The organism is Enterobacter sp. MGH 38 (assembly GCF_000492855.1).
Lineage (GTDB): Bacteria > Pseudomonadota > Gammaproteobacteria > Enterobacterales > Enterobacteriaceae > Enterobacter > Enterobacter hormaechei_C.
The window spans coordinates 1,450,501-1,476,664 of record NZ_KI535607.1 but is presented as its reverse complement, the minus strand read 5'-3'; the positions used below and the strand labels follow the sequence as shown (position 1 = coordinate 1,476,664).

The following is a 26,164-nucleotide window of genomic DNA, read 5'->3' as shown; positions in this document are numbered from 1 at the left end:
ACCACTCCTTACTTATGATACTGGGCAGAAAGCCGATGCACCGCCTCCACAAATACGCCTGCGTGTTCAGGCGGCACATCCTGATGAATGCCGTGGCCGAGGTTAAAGACGTGGCCTTCACCCTGGCCGAAACCAGACAGTATAGTCGACACTTCCTCTTCGATACGGGCAGGCTGTGCATAGAGCATGGACGGGTCCATGTTGCCCTGAAGCGCCACTTTGTCCCCCACGCGACGGCGCGCATCGGCAATATCGGTGGTCCAGTCGAGGCCCAGCGCGTCGCAGCCGGTGGCCGCCATCGCTTCCAGCCACTGGCCGCCGCCTTTGGTAAACAGCGTCACCGGCACGCGACGGCCTTCGTTTTCACGCAGCAGGCCATCGACAATTTTGTGCATGTAGTACAGGGAGAACTGCTGATAATCACGTCCGGTCAGCACGCCGCCCCAGGTGTCGAAAATCATCACCGACTGCGCACCTGCTTTAATCTGCGCGTTGAGGTAGAGCGTGACGCTCTTCGCGAGCTTGTCGAGCAGCGCATGCAGGGCCAGCGGCTCGGCGTACATCATCTTTTTGATGACGGTAAAGGCTTTGCTGCTGCCGCCTTCCACCATGTAGGTGGCCAGCGTCCACGGACTACCGGAGAAGCCAATCAGCGGCACATCGCCTTTGAGCTCGCGGCGAATGGTGCGCACGGCGTTCATCACATAGCCCAGCTCGCCTTCCGGATCGGGGATCGGCAACTTATCAACGTCGGCTTTGCTTTTGATCGGTGAGGTAAAACGCGGGCCCTCGCCGGTTTCGAAATAGAGCCCAAGGCCCATCGCATCCGGAATGGTGAGAATGTCCGAAAAAAGAATGGCGGCATCGAGCGGGAAGCGGCGCAGCGGCTGGAGCGTCACTTCACAGGCCAGCTCGGCGTTTTTGCACAGCGACATAAAATCGCCCGCCTGCGCGCGCGTGGCTTTGTACTCTGGCAGATAGCGTCCCGCCTGGCGCATCATCCACACCGGGGTGACATCAACGGGCTGGCGCAGCAGCGCACGCAGATAACGATCGTTCTTCAGTTCGGTCATTTTGCAGTTCCTTATTGCGTCAGTCCGTCAGTGTAACACTACTCATACTCGGCCCGACACATTGCCACGGTATCTTCTATCAGGCGACGCGCCACCGTTCCCGGCGGGGGCAGCAGCGGTAAATCGTCGTAGCGATACCAGTTCGCCTCCAGCAGCTCTTTCTTATCGATAACAATCTCGCCGCTGTCGTATTCCGCCATAAACGCGGTCATCAGGGACATCGGGAACGGCCACGGCTGCGACGTCACATAGCGCAGGTTTTTCACCTTAATGCCGCTCTCCTCCATCACCTCACGCGCCACCGCCTGTTCCAGCGTTTCGCCGACTTCCACGAACCCGGCGAGGACAGTATGAATGCCGTTGCGATGACGGGTATGCTGCGCCAGCAGGATGGAATCATCACGGCGGATGGCGACAATGATGCACGGTGCGATTTGCGGATAGTAGCGTTCACGGCAGTGGCCGCAAAGCATTGCCCACTCGGTTTTGCTCGGGTGCATGGTGTGGCCGCAGTAGCCGCAGTATTTGTGCGAGCGGTAAAACTCCGCCAGCTGCACGCCGCGCCCCGCCAGCTGGAACAGGCCGACATCCCGATCCAACACCTGACGAACGGATCCCATATCCTGACGACGAGCCTGTAGGATCAACCATACCGGATCGCCCTGCCACTCGCCGATCCGCAGCGCAGGTTGGCCGACGAGATCGAAGATTTCTGCCACACCGTAGGGTATCTCCCCACCGGGCAGCCACAACTTTTGCTCGTGACTGACGATCCACCAACCCAGATCTGATTTTTCAATAATACGATCCATATCTATTGCACTACCTTCGCTTCACTGACATGTTGTTAGCATTGTGGTTACATTTTGGATAAGCAGATCCCATTCTAAACCTTATGGAGTCGACCATGTTAAACCAGCTGGAAAGCCTGACTGAGCGCGTTGGAGGAAGTAACACCCTGGTGGATCGCTGGCTACATGTGCGCAAGCATCTCCTTGTGGCGTATTACAATCTGGTCGGTCTTAAGCCTGGCAAAGAATCCTTTATGCGGCTGAACGAAAAAGCGCTGGATGATTTTTGTCAGAGCCTTGTCGACTACCTCTCCGACGGCCATTTCAACCTTTATGAACGCATTATCCGCGAAATGGAAGGGACAACGCCGTATTTAGCGGCCAGTAAACTCTGTCCGCTGCTGGAAGCCAACACCCAGCGGATCATGGACTACTACGATTCCGCGCTGGAGAACGCTATCGATCACGATAACTATCTTGAGTTTCAGCAGGCGCTTTCCGACCTTGGCGAAGCGCTGGAAGAGCGATTCACGCTGGAAGACAAGCTCATCGCCCTCGTGCTGGACAACAACCTGAATATCAGCACCAGCGATAACGTTGCGCGCCCTGCTTGAGTTCTTAATCGTTAACGAGTAATTTACAACCATTCGCCCCTCTGCGGAGGGGGATTTTTCTTGTCGGAGTGCCCAGTGTGAAAGCACGGGCTGAGACCGTTAATTCGGGATCCGCGGAACCTGATCAGGTTAATACCTGCGAAGGGAACAAGAGTCACACTGCTGTTGTATCGCCCCCCGGGCGATCCTCTCTTGCTTCATCCGTCGTCTGACAAGCCATGTCCTTCACTTTTGGAATGAGCTATGTCTACTGCAAAACTGACCCGCCGCGAACAGCGCGAACACGCACAACGCTTCATCGACACCCTGGAAGGCACCGCTTTCCCGAACTCGAAACGCATCTACATTTCCGGCTCGCAGGCCGATATCCGCGTCCCGATGCGCGAAATCCAGCTCAGCCCGACGCTTATCGGCGGCAGCAAAGAGAATCCGCAGTATGAAGACAACGAAGCCGTGCCGGTGTATGACACCTCCGGCCCGTACGGCGATCCTGATGTGGCTATCAACGTCCAGCAGGGTCTGGCAAAGCTGCGCCAGCCGTGGATAGAGGCGCGTAACGACTGCGAAGAACTGAGCGTACGCAGTTCTGCATACACCAAAGAACGCCTGGCCGACGACGGTCTGGACGCGCTGCGCTTTACCGGCCTGCTGACGCCAAAACGCGCTAAAGCGGGCAAATGCGTAACCCAGCTGCACTACGCGCGCCAGGGTATCGTCACGCCGGAGATGGAGTTCATCGCCATCCGCGAAAACATGGGCCGCGAGCGCATCCGCAGCGAAGTGCTGCGCCACCAGCATCCGGGTGAAGGGTTTGGCACTCGCCTGCCGGAGAACATCACGCCGGAATTTGTGCGTGATGAAGTGGCCGCCGGGCGCGCCATTATCCCCGCCAACATCAACCACCCGGAATCCGAGCCGATGATTATCGGCCGCAACTTCCTGGTGAAGGTCAACGCCAACATCGGCAACTCAGCGGTGACGTCATCCATCGAAGAAGAGGTGGAAAAGCTGGTCTGGTCGACGCGCTGGGGCGCGGATACGGTGATGGACCTTTCCACCGGCCGCTATATTCACGAAACCCGCGAATGGATCCTGCGTAACAGCCCGGTGCCGATTGGCACCGTCCCGATTTATCAGGCGCTGGAGAAGGTCAACGGCATCGCCGAAAACCTCACCTGGGAAGCGTTCCGCGACACGCTGCTGGAGCAGGCGGAACAGGGCGTGGACTACTTCACCATCCACGCGGGCGTGCTGCTGCGCTACGTGCCGATGACGGCGAAACGTCTGACCGGTATCGTCTCACGCGGCGGTTCCATTATGGCGAAATGGTGCCTTTCCCATCATCAGGAAAACTTCCTCTACGAACACTTCCGCGAAATCTGCGAAATTTGCGCCGCGTACGACGTCTCCCTGTCGCTGGGCGACGGCCTGCGTCCTGGCTCCATCCGCGATGCTAACGACGAGGCGCAGTTTGCCGAGCTGCACACGCTGGGCGAGCTGACCAAAATCGCCTGGGAGTACGACGTGCAGGTGATGATTGAAGGCCCGGGCCATGTGCCGATGCAGATGATCCGTCGCAACATGACCGAAGAGCTGGAGCACTGCCACGAAGCACCGTTCTACACGCTGGGGCCACTGACAACTGACATCGCGCCGGGCTATGACCACTTCACGTCAGGCATTGGGGCGGCGATGATCGGCTGGTTCGGCTGCGCCATGCTCTGCTACGTGACACCGAAAGAGCACCTCGGCCTGCCAAACAAAGAGGACGTGAAGCAGGGACTGATTACCTACAAGATTGCCGCCCACGCGGCGGATCTGGCGAAAGGCCATCCGGGCGCGCAAATTCGCGACAACGCCATGTCCAAAGCGCGCTTTGAATTCCGCTGGGAAGACCAGTTTAACCTGGCCCTCGATCCGTTCACCGCCCGCGCCTACCACGACGAAACCCTGCCGCAGGAATCGGGCAAAGTCGCGCACTTCTGCTCCATGTGCGGACCAAAATTCTGCTCGATGAAAATCAGCCAGGAAGTACGCGATTACGCCGCCGCGCAGACCATTGAAGTCGGCATGGCGGACATGTCGGAAACCTTCCGCGCGAAAGGCGGCGAAATCTACCTCAAAAAAGAGGAGGCATAATGTACCAGCCTGATTTCCCCCCTGTCCCCTTCCGCTTAGGGCTTTACCCGGTGGTGGACAGCGTGGCGTGGATAGCGCGCCTGCTGGAGGCAGGCGTTCGCACGATCCAGCTACGCATTAAGGATAAACGCGATGAAGAGGTGGAGGCCGACGTGATCGCCGCTATCGCGCTGGGACGTCGCTACCACGCCCGCCTGTTTATCAACGACTACTGGCGGCTGGCGGTTAAACACCAGGCGTACGGCGTGCATCTGGGACAGGAAGATCTGGAAACGACCGATCTCAACGCGATCCGTGACGTCGGTCTGCGGCTGGGCGTTTCTACCCATGATGATATGGAGATCGACGTGGCGCTGGCAGCCCGCCCCTCTTACATCGCGCTCGGTCACGTTTTCCCGACGCAAACCAAACAGATGCCGTCCGCTCCACAGGGCTTGACGCAGCTGGCGGCCCACGTTAAGCGCCTTGCCGATTACCCCACCGTTGCCATCGGCGGGATCAGCCTTGAACGTGCGCCCGCCGTGCTGGAAACCGGCGTCGGCAGTATCGCCGTCGTCAGCGCTATCACCCAGGCCGCAGACTGGCAGGCCGCCACCGCACGGCTTTTACAACTGGCAGGAGCAGGCGATGAAAGATCGTGATTTTATGCGCTACAGCCGCCAGATCCTGCTGGAGGATATCGCCATTGACGGGCAGCAAAAGCTGCTCGCCAGCCGGGTACTGATTGTCGGTCTGGGTGGATTAGGCGCCCCCGCCGCGCTGTATCTGGCCGGCGCGGGCGTGGGCACGCTGGTGCTGGCCGATGACGACGAGGTACATCTCAGCAATCTGCAACGGCAAATCCTCTTCACGACAGAAGATGTTAACCAGCCTAAGGCGCAGGTTACGCGCCAGCGGCTGAACCAGCTTAACCCCGATATCGAACTGGTTGCGCTCCAGACGCGGCTTAGCGGAGACGAGCTGCAACGCGAAGTTGCCCTTGCCGACGCGGTGCTGGACTGCACGGACAACATGGCGACGCGTCAGGCCATCAACGCGGCCTGTGTTGCACAGAACACGCCGCTGATCACCGCCAGCGCGGTCGGTTTCGGCGGGCAAATAATGGTGCTTACGCCGCCGTGGGCACAGGGCTGCTACCGCTGCCTGTGGCCTGACGAGGCTGAACCGGAGCGTAACTGCCGCACGGCAGGCATTCTGGGCCCGGTGGTGGGCGTGATGGGTACTCTTCAGGCGCTGGAGGCCATCAAGTTGCTCAGCGGCATAGAGACAGAACGCAACACGCTGCGGCTGTTCGACGCCCGCTCCAGCGGATGGCGTCATCTGGTGTTAAACCGCGCCAGCCACTGCCCGGTATGCGGAGGCCGCAATGCGCATTCTGTTTAACGATGAGCCGATGACGTGCGACGACGATCTTACCGTTGCCGCCCTGCTCGACACGCTGCGCCAGCTGAAGCCGGGAACGGCGCTGGCGCTCAATCAACAGATCCTGCCGCGCGAGCGGTGGGAACATCAGCAGGTCAATGAAGGCGACCAGATCCTGCTGTTTCAGGTTATCGCAGGGGGCTGAGATGTTACGTATTGCCGACAAAGTCTTTGATTCACATCTGTTTACCGGAACCGGAAAATTCGCCTCCCCGCAGCTGATGGTGGATGCCATTCGTGAGAGCGGCAGCCAGCTGGTGACACTGGCGATGAAGCGCGTGGATTTGCGTCAGCACAACGATGCCATACTTGCGCCGTTACTGGAGGCAGGCGTGACGCTCTTACCGAATACCTCCGGTGCGAAAACGGCCGAGGAAGCAATTTTCGCTGCGCAACTGGCGCGGGAAGCGCTCGGCACCCGCTGGCTGAAGCTGGAAATTCATCCGGACGCCCGCTGGCTGTTGCCCGATCCGATCGAAACCCTGAAAGCGGCAGAGAAGCTGGTGCAGCAGGGATTTACCGTCCTGCCCTACTGCGGTGCCGACCCCGTGCTGTGCAAGCGTCTGGAAGAGGTCGGCTGCGCGGCCGTAATGCCGTTAGGGGCACCCATTGGCTCCAACCAGGGACTGGAGACCCGCGCGATGCTGGAGATCATCATCGAGCAGGCGACCGTGCCCGTGGTGGTGGATGCGGGCATCGGCGTACCCAGTCACGCCGCGCAGGCGCTGGAGATGGGGGCCGATGCGGTGCTGGTCAATACCGCGATTGCGGTGGCCGACGACCCGGTGATGATGGCGCGTGCGTTCCGCCTTGCCGTGGAGTCCGGTCTGCTGGCACGCCAGTCCGGCCCTGGCTCGCGCTGCGTTCAGGCGCAGGCCACCAGCCCGCTGACCGATTTTCTGGAGGCGCTCTGATGGCTACCTTTACCGATCGCTGGCGTCAGCTGAACTGGGACGATATTGCCTTACGCATCAACAGTAAAACCTCTGCGGACGTAGAGCGGGCATTAACAGCCAAACATTTGACCCGCGAGGATTTGATGGCGCTGCTTTCTCCGGCAGCCGGCGCGTACCTTGAACCGATGGCGCAGCGCGCGCAACGCCTCACCCGCCAGCGTTTTGGCAACACGGTGAGCTTTTACGTGCCGCTCTATCTTTCTAACCTGTGCGCCAACGACTGCACCTACTGTGGTTTCTCCATGAGCAACCGTATTAAGCGTAAAACGCTGGATGAGCATGAGATCGCCCGCGAGTGTGCGGCTATTCGTGAGATGGGTTTTGAACATCTCCTGCTGGTGACGGGTGAACATCAGGGCAAAGTGGGGATGGACTATTTTCGCCAGCATCTTCCGGCCATCCGCCGCGAATTTGCCTCGTTGCAAATGGAAGTGCAGCCTTTGTCGCAGGAGGAATATGCGGAGCTGAAAACGCTCGGGCTGGACGGCGTCATGGTCTATCAGGAAACCTACCACGAGGCGACCTATGCCCGGCATCACCTGAAAGGGAAGAAGCAGGATTTCATCTTCCGGCTGGAAACGCCGGACAGGCTGGGGCGCGCCGGTATCGATAAAATTGGGCTGGGCGCGCTTATCGGTCTGTCCGACAGCTGGCGGGTGGACTGCTATATGGTGGCGGAGCATCTGCTGTGGCTACAGCAGCGCTACTGGCAAAGCCGCTATTCCATCTCTTTCCCGCGGCTGCGTCCGTGTACGGGAGGCGTTGAACCCGCTTCGCTGATGGATGAGCGCCAGCTGGTGCAAACCCTGTGTGCATTTCGCCTGTTCGCGCCGGAAGTGGAATTGTCGCTCTCCACGCGTGAATCACCCGCGTTTCGCGACCGCGCGATCCCGCTGGCGATCAATAACGTTAGCGCCTTTTCCAAAACGCAGCCGGGCGGTTACGCGGACGATCACCCGGAACTGGAACAGTTTGCACCGCACGACGGACGACGGCCCGAAGCGGTGGCGGAAGCCCTGACTGCCCAGGGGCTACAGCCCGTGTGGAAAGACTGGGATAGCTGGCTGGGAAGAGCCTCGCATTAGCGCTGAAACCGACTGCAAAAACGCGAAAAGGTTACGAGGCGGCTCGTAAGATCAAAACCGGGCGATTGAGGCGATCTGCCTGGTTTTCTTATGCTTTACCACGTCAGCAACGGACGCTGACCAGGGTGAAAATGCTTCTTCCTCGTTTCGCCCTGCCCTCCGCCTCTTAAACAAAATTTTAATCGATACAATAAATACGTCGTTTCTTATCTACGCTTAAGATAAATCATCTCGTCGGTAATCGCCTTCTGTATAATTTACTACCAGCAACCGGACAGCGACTATGCTGAGGGTATCGACAGACGCAACGCGTCTACCATCTGGATTGATGTACAACTCATGGCACTCCACAGTAAAAAGCTCTCTTTTACGCGGCCAATTATGGTCAGCTTCGCGGGGATCCTGCTCAGTTTTGCGCTGATCGCCATCCTGGTTATCCTTTCACAGAGAAAGGATTTTCTTGAGGATTATCATAAGATTAATGGTAACTTCACCCATAATCTGGCGGTAAACTATACCGAATCCATCCTGCGAGAAAATGACTATATTCTTGGTCGTGCTGCGATGTACTTCGCCCGTAACGACAGAGTAAATCAGACAATTAATATCGACCCGACACACGGTTTGCAGATGTTGATGCATTTGCAGAACCTGATGCCGACGGTGTCGTCTATCTCTCTGGCGGACACAGTAGGGCGCCATCTGCGCGCGCCGGAAGTGCTGCCAACGGAGAAGGGTAAGTCGTTCGACGCCCGGACCCGTCCATGGTTTATCGGACAAGCGGAAGCCAGCAACTTTCCTCACTACACCCGCCCCTATCTGGACTATTTTACCCAACATCCTACGGTCACTCTCTATAAGCCGGTCATTTCACCGGAAGGCCGCCTGAAGGGCACGCTCGCTTTCCATCTTGATTTAACGTCCATGGGGTATACCCTGCGCCAGATGGTGGCGCCGGTTCAGGGTGAGTTTTTTGTTGTGGAGCGTGACGGCGCTGTTGTGCTGCATCCGGACACGGGGGCGCTCTTTAAGCAGTACGTAAGCGAAGCGCTGATGGACCAAATGACCAGCGGCGAGGGCCATCTTTTCGACCCCAAAAGTAAAACCTGGTATTACTACTACTCTTTCACCAATCCGGACTGGTTTGTGATTTATCGGGTCTCCGATGCCACGCTTACCGTCATCACCCGGCATGAAACCACCGTCGTCGGCTGGGGATTTGCGCTGGCGGCAATCATCATCATTCTGTTTGGGCTTTACCTTCGTCATGCCTCGCGTTCTGTGCTGATGAACATTATCAATGCCATCAAAACCGGCGACGTCAACCAGGCGCCACGCCTTGAAGCGATGCTCAGCCATACCATTCGAACCAATAAAGAACGCGAGCTGGCCTATGTCCGTCAGGCCACCCATGATGCGCTGACAGGCTGCAAAAACCGCCGTGCGTTCGACAACGATGTGGATGAGCTGCTGACCGCCCATCAACCCTTCGTTCTGGCGCTGATCGACATCGATAACTTCAAGTCCATTAACGACACCTGGGGCCACCTGAGCGGGGATATTGTGCTGCGCAACGTGGCACGCGAAGGTATTCAGATCATGCAGCCGCACCACGTTCCCGTTTACCGCTACGGTGGAGAAGAGTTCGGCGTGATCTTCCCGGCCGAGCTGATGAACTCCGCGCACGCGCTACTGGAAGCCTGGCGCACCGCCGTTGAAAAGCGGACCTGGCGGGAAGAGAACCTGCGAGTGACCTTCAGCGCCGGGACGGGAGAGTGGCACTTCGAACCGCTGGAACAATTTATCGGTAGCGTAGATGAAGCGCTGTATACCGCTAAACAACAGGGTAAAAACCGCATCGTAAGCACGGCCAGCCGATAATACCCTTACTCAAATTCTGCCCGATCTGACGGGCAGAATGCTCTCCGCGGTAAAATTGTAACCGGTTTCAGAAAAATGCCGATTTCTTTGTGATGCCTGACACACAATCGCGGTAAAGCGGTTGTTGAAGCAGTCTGCACGGGATAATTATCAATAAACACATGTAGATCGAGGCTGACTATGAAGAACATCGTTTTATGCTGTGCAGCGGGAATGTCAACCAGCATGCTGGTTCAACGTATGAAAGATGCCGCGCAGAAAAAAGGAGTCGAAGTAACCATTAAAGCCGTTCCGGTCGCGGAGTTCAAAGATAACATCGCGACGGCTGATATCGTATTACTGGGGCCACAGGTCAAATACGAACAGGCAAAACTCCAGGCGCAGGCCGATCCGCTCGGAAAAAAGGTCGCGGTCATCGACATGATGGATTACGGCATGATGAAAGGTGATGCCGTACTGGAAAAAGCGCTCAAACTTCTGGAGTCATAATGGAAGACTTAGAAACCACGATCATGGAACTGCTGGTCAACGCAGGCGCGGCGCGCAGTGCGGCCCTGACGGCGTTGCAGATGGCGCGAAAAGGCGACTTTGACGAAGCCGAGAAAGCGATGGAAGAGTCGCGTGAATATGTGAAACATGCGCATACGATCCAGACGCAGCTTATCGGTCTTGACGAAGGGACAGGAAAACTGCCGGTTAACCTGATCACCGTTCATTCTCAGGACCACCTGATGAACGCGATGGTAATTCAGGATCTGGCGGGCGACATGATTGAGCTTTATCGACGCATCCCGCTGGTAAACTGAAAATGCAGATATAAAAAAACCCGCCGAGGCGGGTTTTTTATTTACGGCATCAACGATTACTCGTTGTCGGAACCGCCCAGACCTGCGTTCAGCAGTTCTGCCAGGCTCGCGGATGCATCTTCGGCAGTCACCTGCGGTGCAGCTGGCAGTTCGCCCGCTGCGCGACGACGCATACGATCCTGGTGGTACGCATAACCGGTACCGGCCGGGATCAGACGACCCACGATAACGTTCTCTTTCAGACCGCGCAGTTCATCACGTTTACCTGCAACAGCCGCTTCGGTCAGGACACGCGTGGTTTCCTGGAACGATGCAGCAGAGATGAAGGACTCGGTTGCCAGAGACGCTTTGGTGATACCCAGCAGATCGCGCGAGAAGGTCGCGCCAATTTTGCCGTTCGCTTCCAGATCGCGGTTAGCGATCTTAACGCGTGAGTATTCAACCTGCTCGCCTTCCAGGAAGTCGGAGCTGCCTGCGTTTTCGATGGTCGCTTTACGCAGCATCTGACGAACGATAACTTCAATGTGTTTATCGTTAATCTTAACGCCTTGCAGACGGTATACGTCCTGTACTTCGTTAACAATGTAACGGGTAACAGCATGCACACCACGCAGACGCAGGATGTCGTGCGGCGCTTCTGGACCGTCGGAAACCACGTCACCACGTTCTACGCGTTCACCTTCGAACACGTTGAGCTGACGCCACTTAGGAATCATCTCTTCGTACGGCTCGCTGCCATCTACAGGCGTAATAACCAGACGGCGCTTACCTTTGGTCTCTTTACCGAAGGAGATGATACCGCTGATTTCAGCCAGGATTGCAGGCTCTTTCGGACGACGTGCTTCGAACAGGTCCGCAACGCGTGGCAGACCACCGGTGATGTCCTTGGTACCGCCGGATTCCTGAGGAATACGCGCCAGGGTATCACCAGAGCTGATCTGTACGCCATCTTCCAGCTGTACAATCGCTTTACCCGGCAGGAAGTACTGCGCAGGCATATCGGTACCAGGAATCAGAACGTCGTTACCCTGCGCATCAACGATTTTCAGTGCAGGACGCAGATCTTTACCACCGGTAGTACGTTCAGCAGAATCCAGAACCACCAGAGAAGACAGACCGGTCAGCTCGTCGGTCTGACGAGTAATGGTCTGGCCGTCGATCATGTCAGTAAAGCGGATGAAACCACTTACTTCGGTGATTACCGGCATGGTGTGTGGATCCCAGTTTGCAACGGTTTCACCGCCAGCAACCTGCTCGCCATCACCTTTCGCCATAACCGCACCGTAAGGCACTTTATAGCTCTCTTTGGTACGACCAAATTCGTCGATCAGCTTCAGCTCGGTGTTACGGGAAGTGATAACCAGTTTACCGCTGGAGTTCACAACCGACTTCGCGTTGCTGAGCTTGATGCTACCTTTGTTTTTCACCTGGATGCTGGATTCAGCAGCCGCACGAGATGCCGCACCACCGATGTGGAACGTACGCATCGTCAGCTGTGTACCCGGCTCACCGATGGACTGTGCCGCGATAACGCCGATAGCCTCACCTTTGTTGATGATGTGGCCACGCGCCAGGTCACGACCGTAGCAGTGCGCACACACACCAAAGTCGGTGTCACAGGATACAACGGAACGCACTTTCACGGAGTCAACAGAGTTCGCTTCCAGCAGGTCACACCACTGTTCGTGCAGCAGGGTGTTGCGTGGAACCAGAATGTCTGCGGTGCCCGGCTTCAGAATGTCTTCCGCGGTCACACGACCCAGTACGCGATCGCGCAGCGGCTCTTTAACATCACCACCCTCGATAACAGGGGTCATGGTGATACCTTCGAGGGTGCCACAATCGTCTTCGGTGACGACAAGATCCTGCGCAACGTCAACCAGACGACGCGTCAGATAACCGGAGTTCGCCGTTTTAAGTGCGGTATCCGCCAGACCTTTACGCGCACCGTGCGTGGAGATGAAGTACTGGAGTACGTTCAGACCTTCACGGAAGTTCGCGGTGATTGGCGTTTCGATGATGGAGCCATCTGGCTTCGCCATCAGACCACGCATACCTGCCAGCTGACGAATCTGTGCCGCAGAACCACGCGCACCGGAGTCGGCCATCATGTAGATGCTGTTGAAGGAGACCTGCTGCTCTTCTACGCCGTCACGGTTAATCACGGTTTCGGTTTGCAGGTTATCCATCATCGCTTTGGATACACGATCGTTCGCCGCAGCCCAGATATCGATAACTTTGTTGTAACGTTCGCCTGCGGTTACCAGACCAGACTGGAACTGCTCCTGGATTTCAGCAACTTCAGCTTCCGCTTCAGAGATGATCTCGTGTTTCTTCTCTGGGATGACCATGTCATCGATACCAACAGATGCACCTGAACGCGCTGCATAAGCAAAGCCGGTGTACATTGTCTGGTCAGCGAAGATAACGGTCGGCTTCAGACCCAGAATGCGGTAACAGGTGTTCAGCATTTTGGAGATCGCTTTCTTGCCCAGCGCCTGGTTGACGATGGAGAAAGGCAGACCTTTCGGTACGATCATCCACAGAATGGCACGGCCAACGGTCGTGTCTTTCAGGCTGGTGTGCGCAACGAATTCGCCGTTTTCATCTTTTTCGTATTCGGTGATACGCACTTTAACGCGCGCATGCAGAGAGGCCAGGCCAGCGCGATAAATACGCTCAGCTTCTTTAGGGCCAGTCAGCACCATGCCTTCGCCTTTGGCGTTAACACAGTCACGGGTCATGTAGTACAGACCCAGTACAACGTCCTGAGAAGGAACGATGATAGGTTCACCGTTCGCTGGAGACAGGATGTTGTTGGTAGACATCATCAGCGCACGCGCTTCGAGCTGGGCTTCCAGCGTCAGCGGTACGTGAACAGCCATCTGGTCACCATCGAAGTCGGCGTTATAGGCCGCACAAACCAGCGGGTGCAGCTGGATAGCTTTACCTTCGATCAGTACCGGCTCAAAGGCCTGGATACCCAGACGGTGCAGAGTTGGTGCACGGTTCAGCAGTACCGGGTGTTCGCGGATAACTTCGTCCAGGATATCCCAAACGACAGCTTCTTCACGCTCAACCATTTTCTTCGCGGCTTTGATGGTGGTGGCCAGGCCACGCAGTTCCAGCTTGCCGTAGATGAACGGTTTGAACAGCTCCAGTGCCATTTTCTTCGGCAGACCGCACTGATGCAGACGCAGGTATGGACCTACGGTGATTACAGAACGACCGGAGTAGTCAACACGCTTACCGAGCAGGTTCTGACGGAAACGACCCTGTTTACCTTTGATCATGTCGGCCAAAGATTTCAGAGGACGTTTGTTAGAACCGGTGATCGCACGACCGCGACGACCGTTATCCAGCAGGGCATCTACCGCTTCCTGCAGCATACGTTTTTCGTTGCGTACGATGATGTCCGGCGCAGCCAGATCCAGCAGACGTTTCAGACGGTTGTTACGGTTGATCACGCGACGATACAGATCGTTCAGATCTGACGTTGCGAAACGACCACCATCCAGCGGAACCAGCGGACGCAGATCTGGCGGCAGAACCGGCAGAACGGTCAGGATCATCCACTCTGGTTTGTTACCAGACTGAACGAACGCTTCCAGCAGTTTGATACGCTTGGTCAGCTTTTTACGCTTGGTCTCGGAGTTGGTTTCGTTCAGCTCTTCGCGCAGAGTTTCACACTCTTGCTCCAGATCCATGCTCTTCAGCAGGGCCTGGATAGCTTCCGCACCCATCTTCGCGTCGAATTCGTCACCGAACTCTTCCAGCGCGTCCAGATACTGTTCTTCGGTCAGGATCTGGTTACGTTCCAGATTGGTCATCCCGCCTTCGATAACCACATAAGATTCGAAGTACAGAACACGTTCGATATCGCGTAGCGGCATATCCAGCAGCAGGCCGATACGGGACGGCAGAGATTTCAGGAACCAGATGTGAGCGGTTGGAGACGCCAGCTCGATGTGGCCCATACGCTCACGGCGTACTTTGGTCTGGGTCACTTCAACGCCACACTTCTCACAGATCACACCACGGTGTTTCAGGCGCTTGTACTTACCGCACAGGCACTCGTAATCTTTTACTGGCCCGAAAATACGCGCACAGAAAAGGCCGTCACGCTCAGGTTTGAACGTACGGTAGTTAATGGTTTCCGGCTTTTTAACTTCACCGAAAGACCATGAACGGATCATGTCTGGCGAAGCCAGAGCAATTTTGATCGCATCAAACTCTTCGGTTTTAGTTTGCGCTTTCAGAAACTTTAATAAGTCTTTCACGGATTTGCTCCCGTCGGAGTTAGCACACTCTGCTGTCGGGCGTTAACCCGACAGCAGTGACCTGTTTGAGCGAGAATTACTCGTCTTCCAGTTCGATGTTGATACCCAGCGAACGAATCTCTTTCAACAGTACGTTGAAGGATTCTGGCATGCCCGGTTCCATCTGATGGTTGCCGTCTACGATGTTCTTATACATCTTAGTACGACCGTTCACGTCATCAGACTTAACGGTGAGCATTTCCTGCAAGGTGTATGCTGCGCCGTATGCTTCCAGCGCCCACACTTCCATCTCCCCGAAGCGCTGACCACCGAACTGAGCCTTACCACCCAGCGGCTGCTGAGTAACCAGGCTGTAAGAACCGGTAGAACGAGCGTGCATCTTGTCGTCGACCAGGTGGTTCAGTTTCAGCATGTACATGTAACCTACGGTTACCGGACGCTCGAACTGTTCACCGGTACGGCCGTCAAACAGCGTAATCTGACCAGACGTTGGCAGACCACCCAGTTGCAGCAGCTCTTTAATTTCAGCTTCTTTTGCACCGTCGAATACCGGCGTTGCAATTGGCATACCTTTGCGCAGGTTCTCTGCCAGACGCAGCACTTCTTCATCGCTGAAGGTGTTCAGGTCGACTTTCTGACGAACGTCGGTACCCAGATCATAGGCACGCTGGATGAACTCGCGCAGTTTCGCGACTTCCTGCTGCTGTTTCAGCATGGCGTTGATCTTATCGCCGATACCTTTCGCAGCCATACCCAGGTGGGTTTCCAGAATCTGACCGATGTTCATACGAGACGGTACGCCCAGTGGGTTCAGTACGATATCTACCGGCGTACCGTTAGCATCGTGCGGCATATCTTCGATCGGGTTGATCTTAGAGATAACACCCTTGTTACCGTGACGACCTGCCATCTTATCACCAGGCTGGATCTGACGTTTAACAGCCAGATACACCTTAACAATCTTCAGCACGCCTGGTGCCAGATCGTCGCCCTGAGTGATTTTACGGCGTTTCGCTTCGAGTTTTTTCTCGAACTCGTGTTTCAGTTCGTCATACTGCTCAGCCAGTTGTTCCAGCTGATTCTGTTTCTCTTCGTCGGTCAGGCCCAGTTCCAGCCAGCGATCGCGTGGCAGTTTGTCGAGCTTCTCAGCTTCAACGCCACCGGCAACCAGCACCGCATAGATACGGCTGAACAGACCTGCTTCGAGGATTTGCAGTTCTTCAGACAGGTCTTTCTTAGCCTGTTTGAGCTGCATCTCTTCGATTTCCAGCGCACGCTTATCTTTCTCAACGCCATCACGAGTGAAGACCTGAACGTCGATAACCGTACCGGAAACACCGTTTGGTACGCGCAGAGAAGAGTCTTTAACGTCAGACGCTTTCTCACCGAAGATAGCACGCAGCAGTTTCTCTTCTGGCGTCAGCTGGGTTTCACCTTTCGGCGTCACCTTACCTACCAGAATATCACCGCCGGTGACTTCCGCACCGATGTAAACAATACCGGATTCATCCAGTTTGGAGAGCGCAGCTTCACCCACGTTAGGGATGTCGGCAGTGATCTCTTCTGGCCCCAGCTTGGTGTCACGGGACACACATGCCAGTTCCTGAATGTGGATGGTGGTGAAACGATCTTCCTGAACCACACGCTCTGAGACGAGGATGGAGTCTTCGAAGTTGTAACCGTTCCACGGCATGAACGCTACGCGCATGTTCTGACCGAGCGCCAGTTCACCGAGGTCGGTGGACGGACCGTCTGCCAGCACGTCGCCGCGCTCAACTGGCTCACCCAGAGACACACATGGCATCTGGTTGATACAGGTGTTCTGGTTAGAACGGGTGTATTTGGTCAGGTTGTAGATGTCGATACCCGCTTCGCCCGGATACATCTCGTCTTCGTTAACTTTGATAACGATACGGGATGCGTCAACGTACTGAACGGTACCGCCACGCTTAGCAACTGCTGTAACACCAGAGTCAACGGCAACAGCACGTTCCATACCGGTACCAACCAGCGGCTTGTCAGCACGCAGAGTTGGAACGGCCTGACGTTGCATGTTCGCACCCATCAATGCACGGTTGGCGTCATCGTGTTCCAGGAACGGGATCAGGGACGCACCGACGGATACCACCTGCTGGGTGGATACGTCCATGTAGTCAACCTGGTCGCGGCTGAACAAGCTGGATTCGCCTTTGCTACGGCAGGTAACCAGATCTTCTACAAAGTGGCCTTCGTCATCCAGGTTGGAGTTCGCCTGAGCGATAACATAGTTGCCTTCTTCGATAGCAGACAGGTAATGAATTTCGTCAGTAACAACACCGTCGGTCACTTTACGATACGGGGTCTCGAGGAAACCGTATTCGTTCGTCTGTGCGTACACGGACAGGGAGTTGATCAGACCGATGTTTGGACCTTCAGGCGTTTCGATTGGACATACGCGACCGTAGTGAGTCGGGTGTACGTCTCGAACTTCAAAGCCTGCGCGTTCACGGGTCAGACCGCCTGGGCCGAGTGCGGAGATACGACGTTTGTGCGTGATCTCAGACAGCGGGTTGTTCTGGTCCATGAACTGAGACAGCTGGCTGGAACCGAAGAACTCTTTCACTGCCGCAGAAATCGGCTTCGCGTTAATCATATCCTGAGGCATCAGGGTATCCAGATCGCCCAGAGACAGACGCTCTTTCACCGCACGCTCTACACGTACCAGGCCAACGCGGAACTGGTTTTCCGCCATTTCGCCTACGGAACGGATACGACGGTTGCCGAGGTGGTCGATATCGTCCACTTCGCCTTTACCGTTACGGATATCGATGAGCTTCTTCATCACTTCAATGATGTCGTCTTTGCTCAGGATACCGGAACCTTCGATCTCGTCGCGCAGCAGAGAACGGTTGAACTTCATACGACCAACCGCGGACAGATCGTAGCGGTCTTCGGAGAAGAACAGGTTCTCGAACAGGCTTTCAGCCGCTTCGCGAGTTGGTGGCTCACCAGGACGCATCATGCGGTAGATTTCGACCAGCGCGCTCAGACGATCGTTGGTTGGGTCGACGCGTACAGTCTCAGAGATGTACGGACCGTGGTCCAGATCGTTGGTGAACAGCGTTTCGATACGTTTGTGGCCAGACTGGCTCAGCTTAGCCAGCAGATCCAGGCTCAGCTCCATGTTCGCCGGGCAGATCAGCTCGCCAGTTGATTCATCAACGTAATCTTTCGCGGCTACTTTTCCTGCAATGTATTCAACCGGAACTTCGATGTGTTTGATATCATCTTTTTCCAGCTGGCGGATGTGGCGCGCGGTGATACGGCGACCTTTTTCCACATACACTTTGCCGTCGGCTTCGATGTCGAACGACGCGGTCTCACCACGCAGACGTTCCGGCACCAACTCCATCTGCAACTTGTTGTCGCGGATTTCAAAGATCACTTTCTCAAAGAACAGGTCCAGGATCTGCTCAGTGGTATAGTTCAGTGCACGCAGAATGATGGTTGCAGGCAGCTTACGACGACGGTCGATACGGACAAACAGATTGTCTTTTGGATCGAATTCGAAGTCCAGCCATGAACCACGGTAAGGAATGATGCGTGCGTTATACAGTACTTTACCGGAAGAGTGCGTTTTACCTTTATCGCTGTCGAAGAAGACGCCCGGGCTACGGTGCAGCTGGGAAACGATAACACGCTCAGTACCGTTGATAACGAAAGTACCGTTGTCCGTCATGAGTGGAATTTCACCCATGTAGACTTCTTGTTCTTTAATGTCTTTTACGGTGCCTTCCGGCGCTTCGCGCTCGTAGATCACCAGACGCAGTTTTACGCGCAGCGGTGCGGAATAGGTCACGCCACGGATCTGACATTCCTGAACGTCAAACACCGGTTCGCCAAGGCGGTAGCTGACGTACTGCAGCTCGGAATTACCGCTGTAGCTCTGAATCGGGAACACGGAACGGAAGGCTGCTTCCAAGCCGTACTGCCCTTCAGGATCTTGCTCGATAAACTTCTGGAACGAGTCAAGCTGGATAGAAAGGAGATATGGAATGTCCAGAACTTGTGGACGTTTACCAAAATCCTTACGAATACGTTTTTTCTCGGTATAGGAGTAAACCATAGGGTTCCTCAGCTCGCTGACAAGTCGACCCATCTGTCCGACGAAGGGACAGTTTGTGCAACACCATTTTGTGGACCGGAAAATTGAATACTTTCCGCAATACCTGTTGCTATCACGCTTAAACCATTTCATTGCGATTTACACAGAGCGAGCACCCTGTCGCAGTATATTAAGTCGTCGATAGAAACAAGCATTGTCAGGACAACCAGCAGTCAAACAGTGTGAAATGCTGCTGATGCCTTACAGCGCAAAAAGGCTGGTGACTAAAAAGTCACCAGCCATCAGCCTAATTGCTTAGGCTGCAACCAGAAAAGTTGGCTTATTTAACTTCAACTTCAGCGCCAGCTTCTTCCAGAGATTTTTTCAGTGCTTCTGCGTCGTCTTTGCTCACGCCTTCTTTCAGCGCAGCTGGAGCAGATTCTACCAGGTCTTTAGCTTCTTTCAGACCCAGGCCAGTTGCGCCACGTACTGCTTTGATTACAGCAACTTTGTTCGCGCCAGCAGCTTTCAGAATTACGTCGAATTCAGTTTTTTCTTCAGCAGCTTCAGCCGGGCCCGCAGCTACAGCTACAGCAGCAGCAGCAGAAACACCGAATTTTTCTTCCATTGCAGAAACCAGCTCTACAACGTCCATTACGGACATAGCTGCTACTGCTTCAATGATTTGATCTTTAGTGATAGACATTTAAATTGTTCCTGAAAATCAGAATAAGTTTATACGTAAGCAAATGCTTTATAAAGATAACTGCGATTAAGCAGCTTCTTTCGCATCGCGTACAGCAGCCAGAGTGCGAACCAGTTTGCCAGCCGCAGCTTCTTTCATGGTTGCCATCAGGCGTGCAATTGCTTCTTCGTAGGTCGGCAGGGTTGCCAGGCGATCGATTTGCGATGCCGGGATCAACTCACCTTCAAAGGCTGCAGCTTTGACCTCAAATTTTGCATTCGCTTTCGCGAACTCTTTGAACAGACGAGCAGCAGCACCCGGGTGTTCCATAGAGTATGCAATCAGGGTCGGACCAACAAACGTGTCTTTCAGGCACTCGAACTGAGTACCTTCAACTACGCGACGCAGCAGGGTGTTACGAACAACACGCATGTATACGCCAGCTTCACGACCTGCTTTACGCAGTTCAGTCATTTTGTCTACAGTAACGCCACGGGAATCCGCAACTACTGCAGACAGCGCGCCTTTGGCTACTTCGCTGACTTCAGCAACAATCGCTTGTTTGTCTTGAAGATTTAAAGCCATTAGCTTTGCTCCTGGATGTTTGCCGGAACTCATGTTCCGGAACTCACTTCACTCGACCCAACGGGAAGAGCGTCTTAATACGGTGAGCAGAAACAAGCCAGAGTATTTAAAATAATCTTAGCGTTCTGTCACCGTCTACGCAGGGGATTAAGTTTCTTGCGAAACACCTGCGGTCTTCGACGGAGGCCTGGATAGGCCAGGCTCCAACGAACAATTCTTTTAGCCGCTAACTTTTGTTAGCAAACGTGGGGGTAAGATTGTAGACAAAATCACCGCCCACGTAAAGGCATTAGTTTGCAGCAGCGCTCAGGCCAGCCTGGTCAACTGCAACACCTGCACCCATGGTGGTGGAGATGCTAACTTTCTTGATGTACACGCCTTTCGCCTGAGTTGGTTTTGCTTTTTTCAGCGCAACCAGCAGAGCTTCCAGGTTTTCTTTCAGTTTGTCAGCGTCAAAGTCCACTTTACCGATGGTGGTGTGGATGATGCCGTTTTTGTCGTTACGATAACGAACCTGACCTGCTTTAGCGTTCTTAACCGCTTCAGCAACGTTAGGGGTTACAGTACCCACTTTCGGGTTTGGCATCAGGCCGCGTGGACCCAGAACCTGGCCCAGCTGGCCAACAACGCGCATTGCATCTGGAGAAGCAATAACAACGTCAAAGTTCATTTCGCCTTTCTTGATCTGATCAGCCAGATCTTCCATACCTACCAGTTCAGCGCCGGCAGCTTTAGCAGCTTCAGCGTTTGCACCCTGAGCAAATACAGCTACGCGTACGGAACGGCCAGTACCGTGTGGCAGTACAGTTGCGCCACGAACGTTCTGATCGGATTTACGAGCGTCGATGCCCAGGTTAACGGCAACGTCAACGCTTTCAACGAACTTAGCGGTAGCCAGTTCTTTCAGCAGAGCGATAGCTTCGTTGATGTCGTACTGTTTGGTCGCATCAACTTTGTCACGGATCACGGACATGCGCTTGGTCAGTTTAGCCATTTCTTAGTCCTCCACTACCAGGCCCATGGAACGTGCAGTACCTTCGATGGAGCGAGTCATCGCTTCAATGTCGGAACCAGTCATGTCGGCAGCTTTGGTCTGCGCGATTTCCTGCAACTGAGCGCGGGAAATTTTACCCACTTTGTCTTTGTTCGGCTTACCGGAACCAGACTTGATGCCCGCTGCTTTCTTCAGCAGAACTGCTGCTGGAGGGGTTTTGGTAACGAAAGTGAAAGAACGGTCAGCGTAAACAGTGATTACAACTGGGATTGGCAGACCTTTCTCCATGGATTCAGTTTTGGCGTTGAACGCTTTACAGAATTCCATGATGTTCACACCCTGCTGACCCAGAGCTGGACCAACTGGTGGACTTGGGTTCGCCATACCTGCTGCAACCTGCAGCTTGACGTAGGCTTGTACTTTCTTAGCCATTCTAAAATCCTCTGATTGGGTAATAACGCCTCGGAGAGGCTCCCCGTGAATAAAATTCGTTTTACGGGTCGGAACCCATAAAAACAAAAGGCGCGAAATTGTATTCCAATCTCGCGCCCTGTGCAACGATTAAATCGTCGCTTTTTTGATCGCTGCTTAGGCTTTTTCTACCTGAGCAAAGTCCAGCTCTACCGGGGTCGCACGACCAAAGATAGAAACGGAAACTTTCAGGCGGGACTTCTCGTAGTCCACTTCTTCGACGACGCCATTAAAGTCAGCAAACGGACCGTCGTTAACACGAACCATCTCACCCGGTTCAAACAGCGTTTTCGGACGCGGTTTGTCACCCACCTGCTGGAGGCGGTTCATAATCGCATCAACTTCTTTGTCGCTGATTGGCGCCGGACGGTCAGATGTGCCGCCGATAAAGCCCATCACGCGTGGTACGCTGCGCACCAGATGCCAGCTCGCGTCGTTCATCACCATCTGAACCAGCACGTAACCCGGGAAGAATTTACGTTCGCTTTTGCGACGTTGGCCGCCACGGATCTCAACCACTTCTTCGGTCGGAACCATAACTTCGCCAAATAACTCTTCCATATTGTGTAATTTGATATGCTCACGCAGCGACGTAGCTACGCGGCCTTCAAAACCGGAAAACGCCTGAACGACGTACCAGCGCTTTTTAGGGGCTTCAGACATCTCAGAACCTCAGGCCAGTGATAAAGGATACCAGGCGAACCAGAATACCATCCAGTCCCCACAGGATCAGTGACATTACAGCGGTTACCGCCGCTACAATCAGCGTGGTGTGCAATGTTTCCTGGCGAGTCGGCCAAATGACCTTGCGGACTTCGGTACGCGCTTCGCGGGCAAACGCAACGGTCGCTTTGCCTTTCGTCGTCAACAGCGCGACACCACCCGCCGCAGCAATCAGAATTACCACTGCAAGCGCGCGTAGCGGCAGCATCATGTCACGATAAAGATAGTTGCCGACAATCGCCACAATCAGCAGCACGGCTACAACTACCCATTTCATCGCTTCCAGGCCGCGCCCGCTCCCTTGAGCTTCGGTATTCGCACTCATAAACCAACCTGTCAGAAGTATTCTACAAACATTTTCACCCCGCGAGTGCGAGGCAAACCAATCGAAATGCTATTCGCTTTTCGTATTATACGCTCTCCGCAGAGCCTGTCTCAGCAATGATTATGACAAAATTAATCACTGATGAGCCAGGTTCTGATGTGAAAGCGTGCAAAAAGGGCATCAAATGATGCCCTTTTATTGCGCATTGCGTCAAATGTTATCAGCGATTAGCCGAGAACTTTAGCAACAACGCCCGCGCCAACGGTACGGCCGCCTTCACGGATTGCGAAACGCAGACCGTCGTCCATCGCGATTGGGTGGATCAGAGTCACAACCATCTTGATGTTGTCGCCTGGCATTACCATCTCTACGCCTTCTGGCAGTTCGATGGTACCGGTCACGTCAGTTGTACGGAAGTAGAACTGTGGACGGTAGCCTTTGAAGAACGGAGTATGACGGCCGCCTTCGTCTTTGGACAGAATGTACACTTCAGATTCGAACTTGGTGTGTGGCTTGATTGAGCCTGGCTTCGCCAGAACCTGACCACGTTCGATTTCTTCACGTTTGATACCACGCAGCAGAACACCAACGTTCTCACCAGCACGGCCTTCGTCCAGCAGTTTGCGGAACATTTCAACGCCAGTACAGGTAGACTTCGCAGTCTCTTTGATACCAACGATTTCAACTTCTTCACCAACTTTGATGATACCGCGCTCTACACGACCGGTAACAACGGTACCACGACCGGAGATGGAGAATACGTCTTCGATTGGCAGCAGGAATGGCTTGTCAATCGCACGCTCTGGTTCTGGGATGTAAGAATCCAGGAAGCCAGCCAGTTCGATGATTTTCGCTTCCCACTCTGCATCGCCTTCCAGCGCTTTCAGCGCGGAACCACGAACGATTGGAGTGTCGTCGCCTGGGAAATCGTACTGAGACAGCAGTTCACGAACCTCCATCTCTACCAGTTCCAGCAGCTCTTCGTCATCAACCATGTCGCACTTGTTCAGGAACACGATGATGTAAGGAACGCCTACCTGACGACCCAGCAGGATGTGCTCACGAGTCTGAGGCATAGGGCCGTCAGTCGCAGCAACAACCAGGATCGCGCCGTCCATCTGCGCAGCACCGGTGATCATGTTTTTAACATAGTCGGCGTGGCCTGGGCAGTCTACGTGTGCGTAGTGGCGAGTCGGGGTGTCATACTCAACGTGAGAAGTGTTGATGGTGATACCACGAGCTTTTTCTTCTGGTGCGTTATCGATCTGGTCGAAAGCACGAGCAGCACCGCCGTAGGTTTTAGCCAGTACGGTAGTGATTGCAGCGGTCAGCGTTGTTTTACCATGGTCAACGTGGCCGATAGTACCGACGTTAACGTGCGGTTTTGTACGTTCAAACTTTTCTTTAGACATCGATTGTCCCTCTAAGACACGGATAAATCGGTGATATCACCACATCAACCAGGCGAAAATGCCTGAACTGTTGAATACATTTACATTGAAACAGAGAGAAAGGGAGGGAGAAGTGAAGTGGTGCTGATACCCAGAGTCGAACTGGGGACCTCACCCTTACCAAGGGTGCGCTCTACCAACTGAGCCATATCAGCACGTATTGGAGCGGGCAGCGGGAATCGAACCCGCATCATCAGCTTGGAAGGCTGAGGTAATAGCCATTATACGATGCCCGCATCCTGAAACTCGGCTACCCAGTTCTTTCTGTAACAAAAAAAGAGATTTCTCTCTTTTCTGTTCGAGCTGGTCAATTTTTCCAACCAGCTCCGGCGGCGTTGACGCTGCCAGAAAGTGGTGGTGGGGGAAGGATTCGAACCTTCGAAGTCTGTGACGGCAGATTTACAGTCTGCTCCCTTTGGCCGCTCGGGAACCCCACCGGACTTGATGGTGCCGACTACCGGAATCGAACTGGTGACCTACTGATTACAAGTCAGTTGCTCTACCTACTGAGCTAAGTCGGCATCAAGTAGCGCGCATTCTATGGAGACCTGCGCAGTCATGCAACTAAAAAATTGCATAAAACGTTCTTTCGCTCACATTTTATTCGAAACCAGGGCTAACCGCTGTAAATTCATCCGCTCACGGTTAAAAATTCAACATGAACGCCTGATTTCGGCACGCTATAGCCCCACGTGATACCTGCCCGGTTAAGCATCGCTTTCCCATATTTTTTCTTATTATTCCTCTCATCTGGTGTTAACCTCCTGCCCATTGTCCAAAATTAACTATGTGATGAGCCCGCACCCGCCGTTTCGTGATGGTTCACAGAAGCATGCTTATGAGCAAAAAAGAGCAAACGTTAATGACGCCCTATCTTCAGTTTAACCGTAGCCAGTGGGCAGCCCTGCGTGACTCCGTCCCTATGACACTGACGGAAGGTGAAATCGCACGGCTAAAAGGGATAAACGAAGATCTCTCCCTGGAAGAGGTGGCAGAAATCTATCTCCCCCTCTCTCGCTTGCTTAACTTCTATATCAGCTCCAATTTGCGTCGTCAGGCCGTACTGGAACAGTTCCTCGGCACGAACGGTCAACGTATTCCTTATATCATCAGTATTGCGGGCAGCGTGGCAGTGGGTAAAAGTACCACCGCGCGTGTGCTTCAGGCGCTGCTGAGCCGCTGGCCGGAACACCGCAGCGTGGAGCTGATCACCACAGACGGCTTCCTGCATCCCAACGAGGTGTTGAAAGAACGCGGCCTGATGAAAAAGAAGGGCTTCCCGCTCTCTTATGATATGCACCGCCTGGTAAAGTTTGTTTCAGATCTAAAATCGGGCGTACCTCACGTTACCGCGCCGGTTTACTCGCATCTGATCTACGACCGCATCCCGGATGGCGACAAAACGGTTGTGCAGCCCGACATCCTGATTCTGGAAGGCTTAAACGTCCTGCAAAGCGGGATGGATTACCCTCACGATCCGCATCATGTGTTTGTCTCTGACTTTGTGGATTTCTCAATTTATGTCGATGCGCCGGAAGATTTGCTGCAACGCTGGTATATCAACCGCTTCCTGAAGTTCCGCGAAGGGGCGTTCACCGACCCGGATTCCTACTTCCACAACTACGCCCAGCTCTCTGAAGAAGAGGCTATCAGCGTGGCGACCGGGCTGTGGAATGAGATCAACTACGTCAACCTCAAAGAGAACATCCTGCCGACGCGCGAACGCGCAAGCCTGATCCTCACCAAGAGTGAGAAACACGCCGTCGACCAGATTCGTTTACGGAAGTAGACCTCAGACG

22 protein-coding genes, 4 tRNA genes and 1 riboswitch are annotated in these 26,164 nt (G+C 54.5%); of the genes, 11 read left to right on the top strand and 15 right to left on the bottom strand.

What is annotated here, in order from left to right; genetic code table 11:
- Positions 1–8: 8 nt before the first annotated feature.
- Both hemE and nudC read right to left on the bottom strand, forming a co-directional pair.
- Positions 9–1,073, bottom strand: coding sequence for a uroporphyrinogen decarboxylase (hemE, locus tag L384_RS13930; protein ID WP_022650209.1), 1,065 nt, complete (start codon positions 1,071–1,073; stop codon positions 9–11).
- Between the two features lie 38 nt (positions 1,074–1,111).
- A complete protein-coding gene (gene nudC / locus L384_RS13935; RefSeq protein ID WP_023324001.1) occupies positions 1,112–1,885 on the bottom strand; it encodes an NAD(+) diphosphatase in 774 nt (257 codons plus the stop codon).
- Between the two features lie 95 nt (positions 1,886–1,980).
- On the opposite strand from nudC, the gene L384_RS13940 reads away from it, so the two are divergent.
- From L384_RS13940 to L384_RS13985, 10 genes are all read left to right on the top strand, one after another.
- Entirely contained in the window at positions 1,981–2,478 is a 498-nt protein-coding gene (locus L384_RS13940) for an Rsd/AlgQ family anti-sigma factor (RefSeq protein ID WP_022650207.1), read from the top strand.
- A gap of 54 nt (positions 2,479–2,532) precedes the next feature.
- Positions 2,533–2,642, top strand: a riboswitch (TPP riboswitch).
- A 79-nt stretch (positions 2,643–2,721) separates the two neighbouring features.
- The gene (gene thiC / locus L384_RS13945; RefSeq protein WP_023324000.1) at positions 2,722–4,617 is read left to right on the top strand and encodes a phosphomethylpyrimidine synthase ThiC; all 1,896 of its coding nucleotides are present in this window, start codon (positions 2,722–2,724) and stop codon (positions 4,615–4,617) included.
- Positions 4,617–5,258 carry a thiamine phosphate synthase gene (gene thiE / locus L384_RS13950; RefSeq protein WP_003862319.1) on the top strand — a complete coding sequence of 214 codons (642 nt, stop codon included), beginning with the start codon at positions 4,617–4,619 and terminating at the stop codon, positions 5,256–5,258. The genes thiC and thiE overlap by 1 nt, the downstream gene beginning before the upstream one ends.
- Positions 5,245–6,000 (top strand): thiazole biosynthesis adenylyltransferase ThiF, encoded by a 756-nt coding sequence (thiF, locus tag L384_RS13955; protein ID WP_022650204.1) that lies wholly within the window; start codon positions 5,245–5,247, stop codon positions 5,998–6,000. Before thiE ends, thiF begins: the two co-directional genes overlap by 14 nt.
- Entirely contained in the window at positions 5,984–6,184 is a 201-nt protein-coding gene (thiS, locus tag L384_RS13960) for a sulfur carrier protein ThiS (RefSeq protein WP_003862324.1), read from the top strand. The genes thiF and thiS overlap by 17 nt, the downstream gene beginning before the upstream one ends.
- Before the next feature lies 1 nt (position 6,185).
- The gene (thiG, locus tag L384_RS13965) at positions 6,186–6,953 is read left to right on the top strand and encodes a thiazole synthase (RefSeq protein ID WP_022650203.1); all 768 of its coding nucleotides are present in this window, start codon (positions 6,186–6,188) and stop codon (positions 6,951–6,953) included.
- Positions 6,953–8,080: a 2-iminoacetate synthase ThiH gene (thiH, locus tag L384_RS13970; protein WP_022650202.1), complete on the top strand. Its 1,128-nt coding sequence runs from the start codon at positions 6,953–6,955 to the stop codon at positions 8,078–8,080. The genes thiG and thiH overlap by 1 nt, the downstream gene beginning before the upstream one ends.
- A gap of 339 nt (positions 8,081–8,419) precedes the next feature.
- Complete coding sequence (locus tag L384_RS13975) at positions 8,420–9,961, top strand: sensor domain-containing diguanylate cyclase (protein ID WP_023315203.1); 1,542 nt, start codon at positions 8,420–8,422, stop codon at positions 9,959–9,961.
- A gap of 180 nt (positions 9,962–10,141) precedes the next feature.
- Positions 10,142–10,450, top strand: a complete 309-nt coding sequence (locus L384_RS13980; protein ID WP_010425948.1) for a PTS sugar transporter subunit IIB — start codon at positions 10,142–10,144, stop codon at positions 10,448–10,450.
- Positions 10,450–10,767 carry a PTS lactose/cellobiose transporter subunit IIA gene (locus L384_RS13985; protein ID WP_003862327.1) on the top strand — a complete coding sequence of 106 codons (318 nt, stop codon included), beginning with the start codon at positions 10,450–10,452 and terminating at the stop codon, positions 10,765–10,767. The genes L384_RS13980 and L384_RS13985 overlap by 1 nt, the downstream gene beginning before the upstream one ends.
- 56 nt (positions 10,768–10,823) lie before the next feature.
- On the opposite strand, the gene rpoC is transcribed toward L384_RS13985, so the two are convergent.
- The 13 genes from rpoC to L384_RS14050 all read right to left on the bottom strand — a co-directional run bounded on the left by rpoC (position 10,824) and on the right by L384_RS14050 (position 24,886).
- The gene (gene rpoC / locus L384_RS13990) at positions 10,824–15,047 is read right to left on the bottom strand and encodes a DNA-directed RNA polymerase subunit beta' (RefSeq protein WP_022650200.1); all 4,224 of its coding nucleotides are present in this window, start codon (positions 15,045–15,047) and stop codon (positions 10,824–10,826) included.
- A 76-nt stretch (positions 15,048–15,123) separates the two neighbouring features.
- The gene (rpoB, locus tag L384_RS13995; RefSeq protein WP_015569976.1) at positions 15,124–19,152 is read right to left on the bottom strand and encodes a DNA-directed RNA polymerase subunit beta; all 4,029 of its coding nucleotides are present in this window, start codon (positions 19,150–19,152) and stop codon (positions 15,124–15,126) included.
- 319 nt (positions 19,153–19,471) lie between these two features.
- Entirely contained in the window at positions 19,472–19,837 is a 366-nt protein-coding gene (rplL, locus tag L384_RS14000; protein ID WP_002445276.1) for a 50S ribosomal protein L7/L12, read from the bottom strand.
- A gap of 66 nt (positions 19,838–19,903) precedes the next feature.
- Positions 19,904–20,401: a 50S ribosomal protein L10 gene (rplJ, locus tag L384_RS14005; RefSeq protein ID WP_003862338.1), complete on the bottom strand. Its 498-nt coding sequence runs from the start codon at positions 20,399–20,401 to the stop codon at positions 19,904–19,906.
- A gap of 289 nt (positions 20,402–20,690) precedes the next feature.
- Positions 20,691–21,395 (bottom strand): 50S ribosomal protein L1, encoded by a 705-nt coding sequence (rplA, locus tag L384_RS14010; protein WP_006810530.1) that lies wholly within the window; start codon positions 21,393–21,395, stop codon positions 20,691–20,693.
- Positions 21,396–21,398: 3 nt separating this feature from the next.
- Entirely contained in the window at positions 21,399–21,827 is a 429-nt protein-coding gene (gene rplK / locus L384_RS14015; protein ID WP_003862340.1) for a 50S ribosomal protein L11, read from the bottom strand.
- A 156-nt stretch (positions 21,828–21,983) separates the two neighbouring features.
- The gene (gene nusG, locus L384_RS14020) at positions 21,984–22,529 is read right to left on the bottom strand and encodes a transcription termination/antitermination protein NusG (RefSeq protein ID WP_003862341.1); all 546 of its coding nucleotides are present in this window, start codon (positions 22,527–22,529) and stop codon (positions 21,984–21,986) included.
- Between the two features lies 1 nt (position 22,530).
- Complete coding sequence (gene secE / locus L384_RS14025) at positions 22,531–22,914, bottom strand: preprotein translocase subunit SecE (RefSeq protein ID WP_003862342.1); 384 nt, start codon at positions 22,912–22,914, stop codon at positions 22,531–22,533.
- Between the two features lie 227 nt (positions 22,915–23,141).
- Complete coding sequence (tuf, locus tag L384_RS14030) at positions 23,142–24,326, bottom strand: elongation factor Tu (protein ID WP_023323999.1); 1,185 nt, start codon at positions 24,324–24,326, stop codon at positions 23,142–23,144.
- Between the two features lie 118 nt (positions 24,327–24,444).
- Positions 24,445–24,520: transfer RNA gene (locus L384_RS14035), tRNA-Thr, on the bottom strand.
- Positions 24,521–24,526: 6 nt separating this feature from the next.
- Positions 24,527–24,601: transfer RNA gene (locus L384_RS14040), tRNA-Gly, on the bottom strand.
- Between the two features lie 116 nt (positions 24,602–24,717).
- Positions 24,718–24,802, bottom strand: a tRNA-Tyr gene (locus tag L384_RS14045).
- Between the two features lie 8 nt (positions 24,803–24,810).
- A tRNA-Thr gene (locus L384_RS14050) sits at positions 24,811–24,886 on the bottom strand.
- A 317-nt stretch (positions 24,887–25,203) separates the two neighbouring features.
- Between L384_RS14050 and coaA the strand changes: the two genes are divergently transcribed.
- Entirely contained in the window at positions 25,204–26,154 is a 951-nt protein-coding gene (gene coaA / locus L384_RS14055; protein WP_015569977.1) for a type I pantothenate kinase, read from the top strand.
- Positions 26,155–26,164 lie beyond the last annotated feature (10 nt).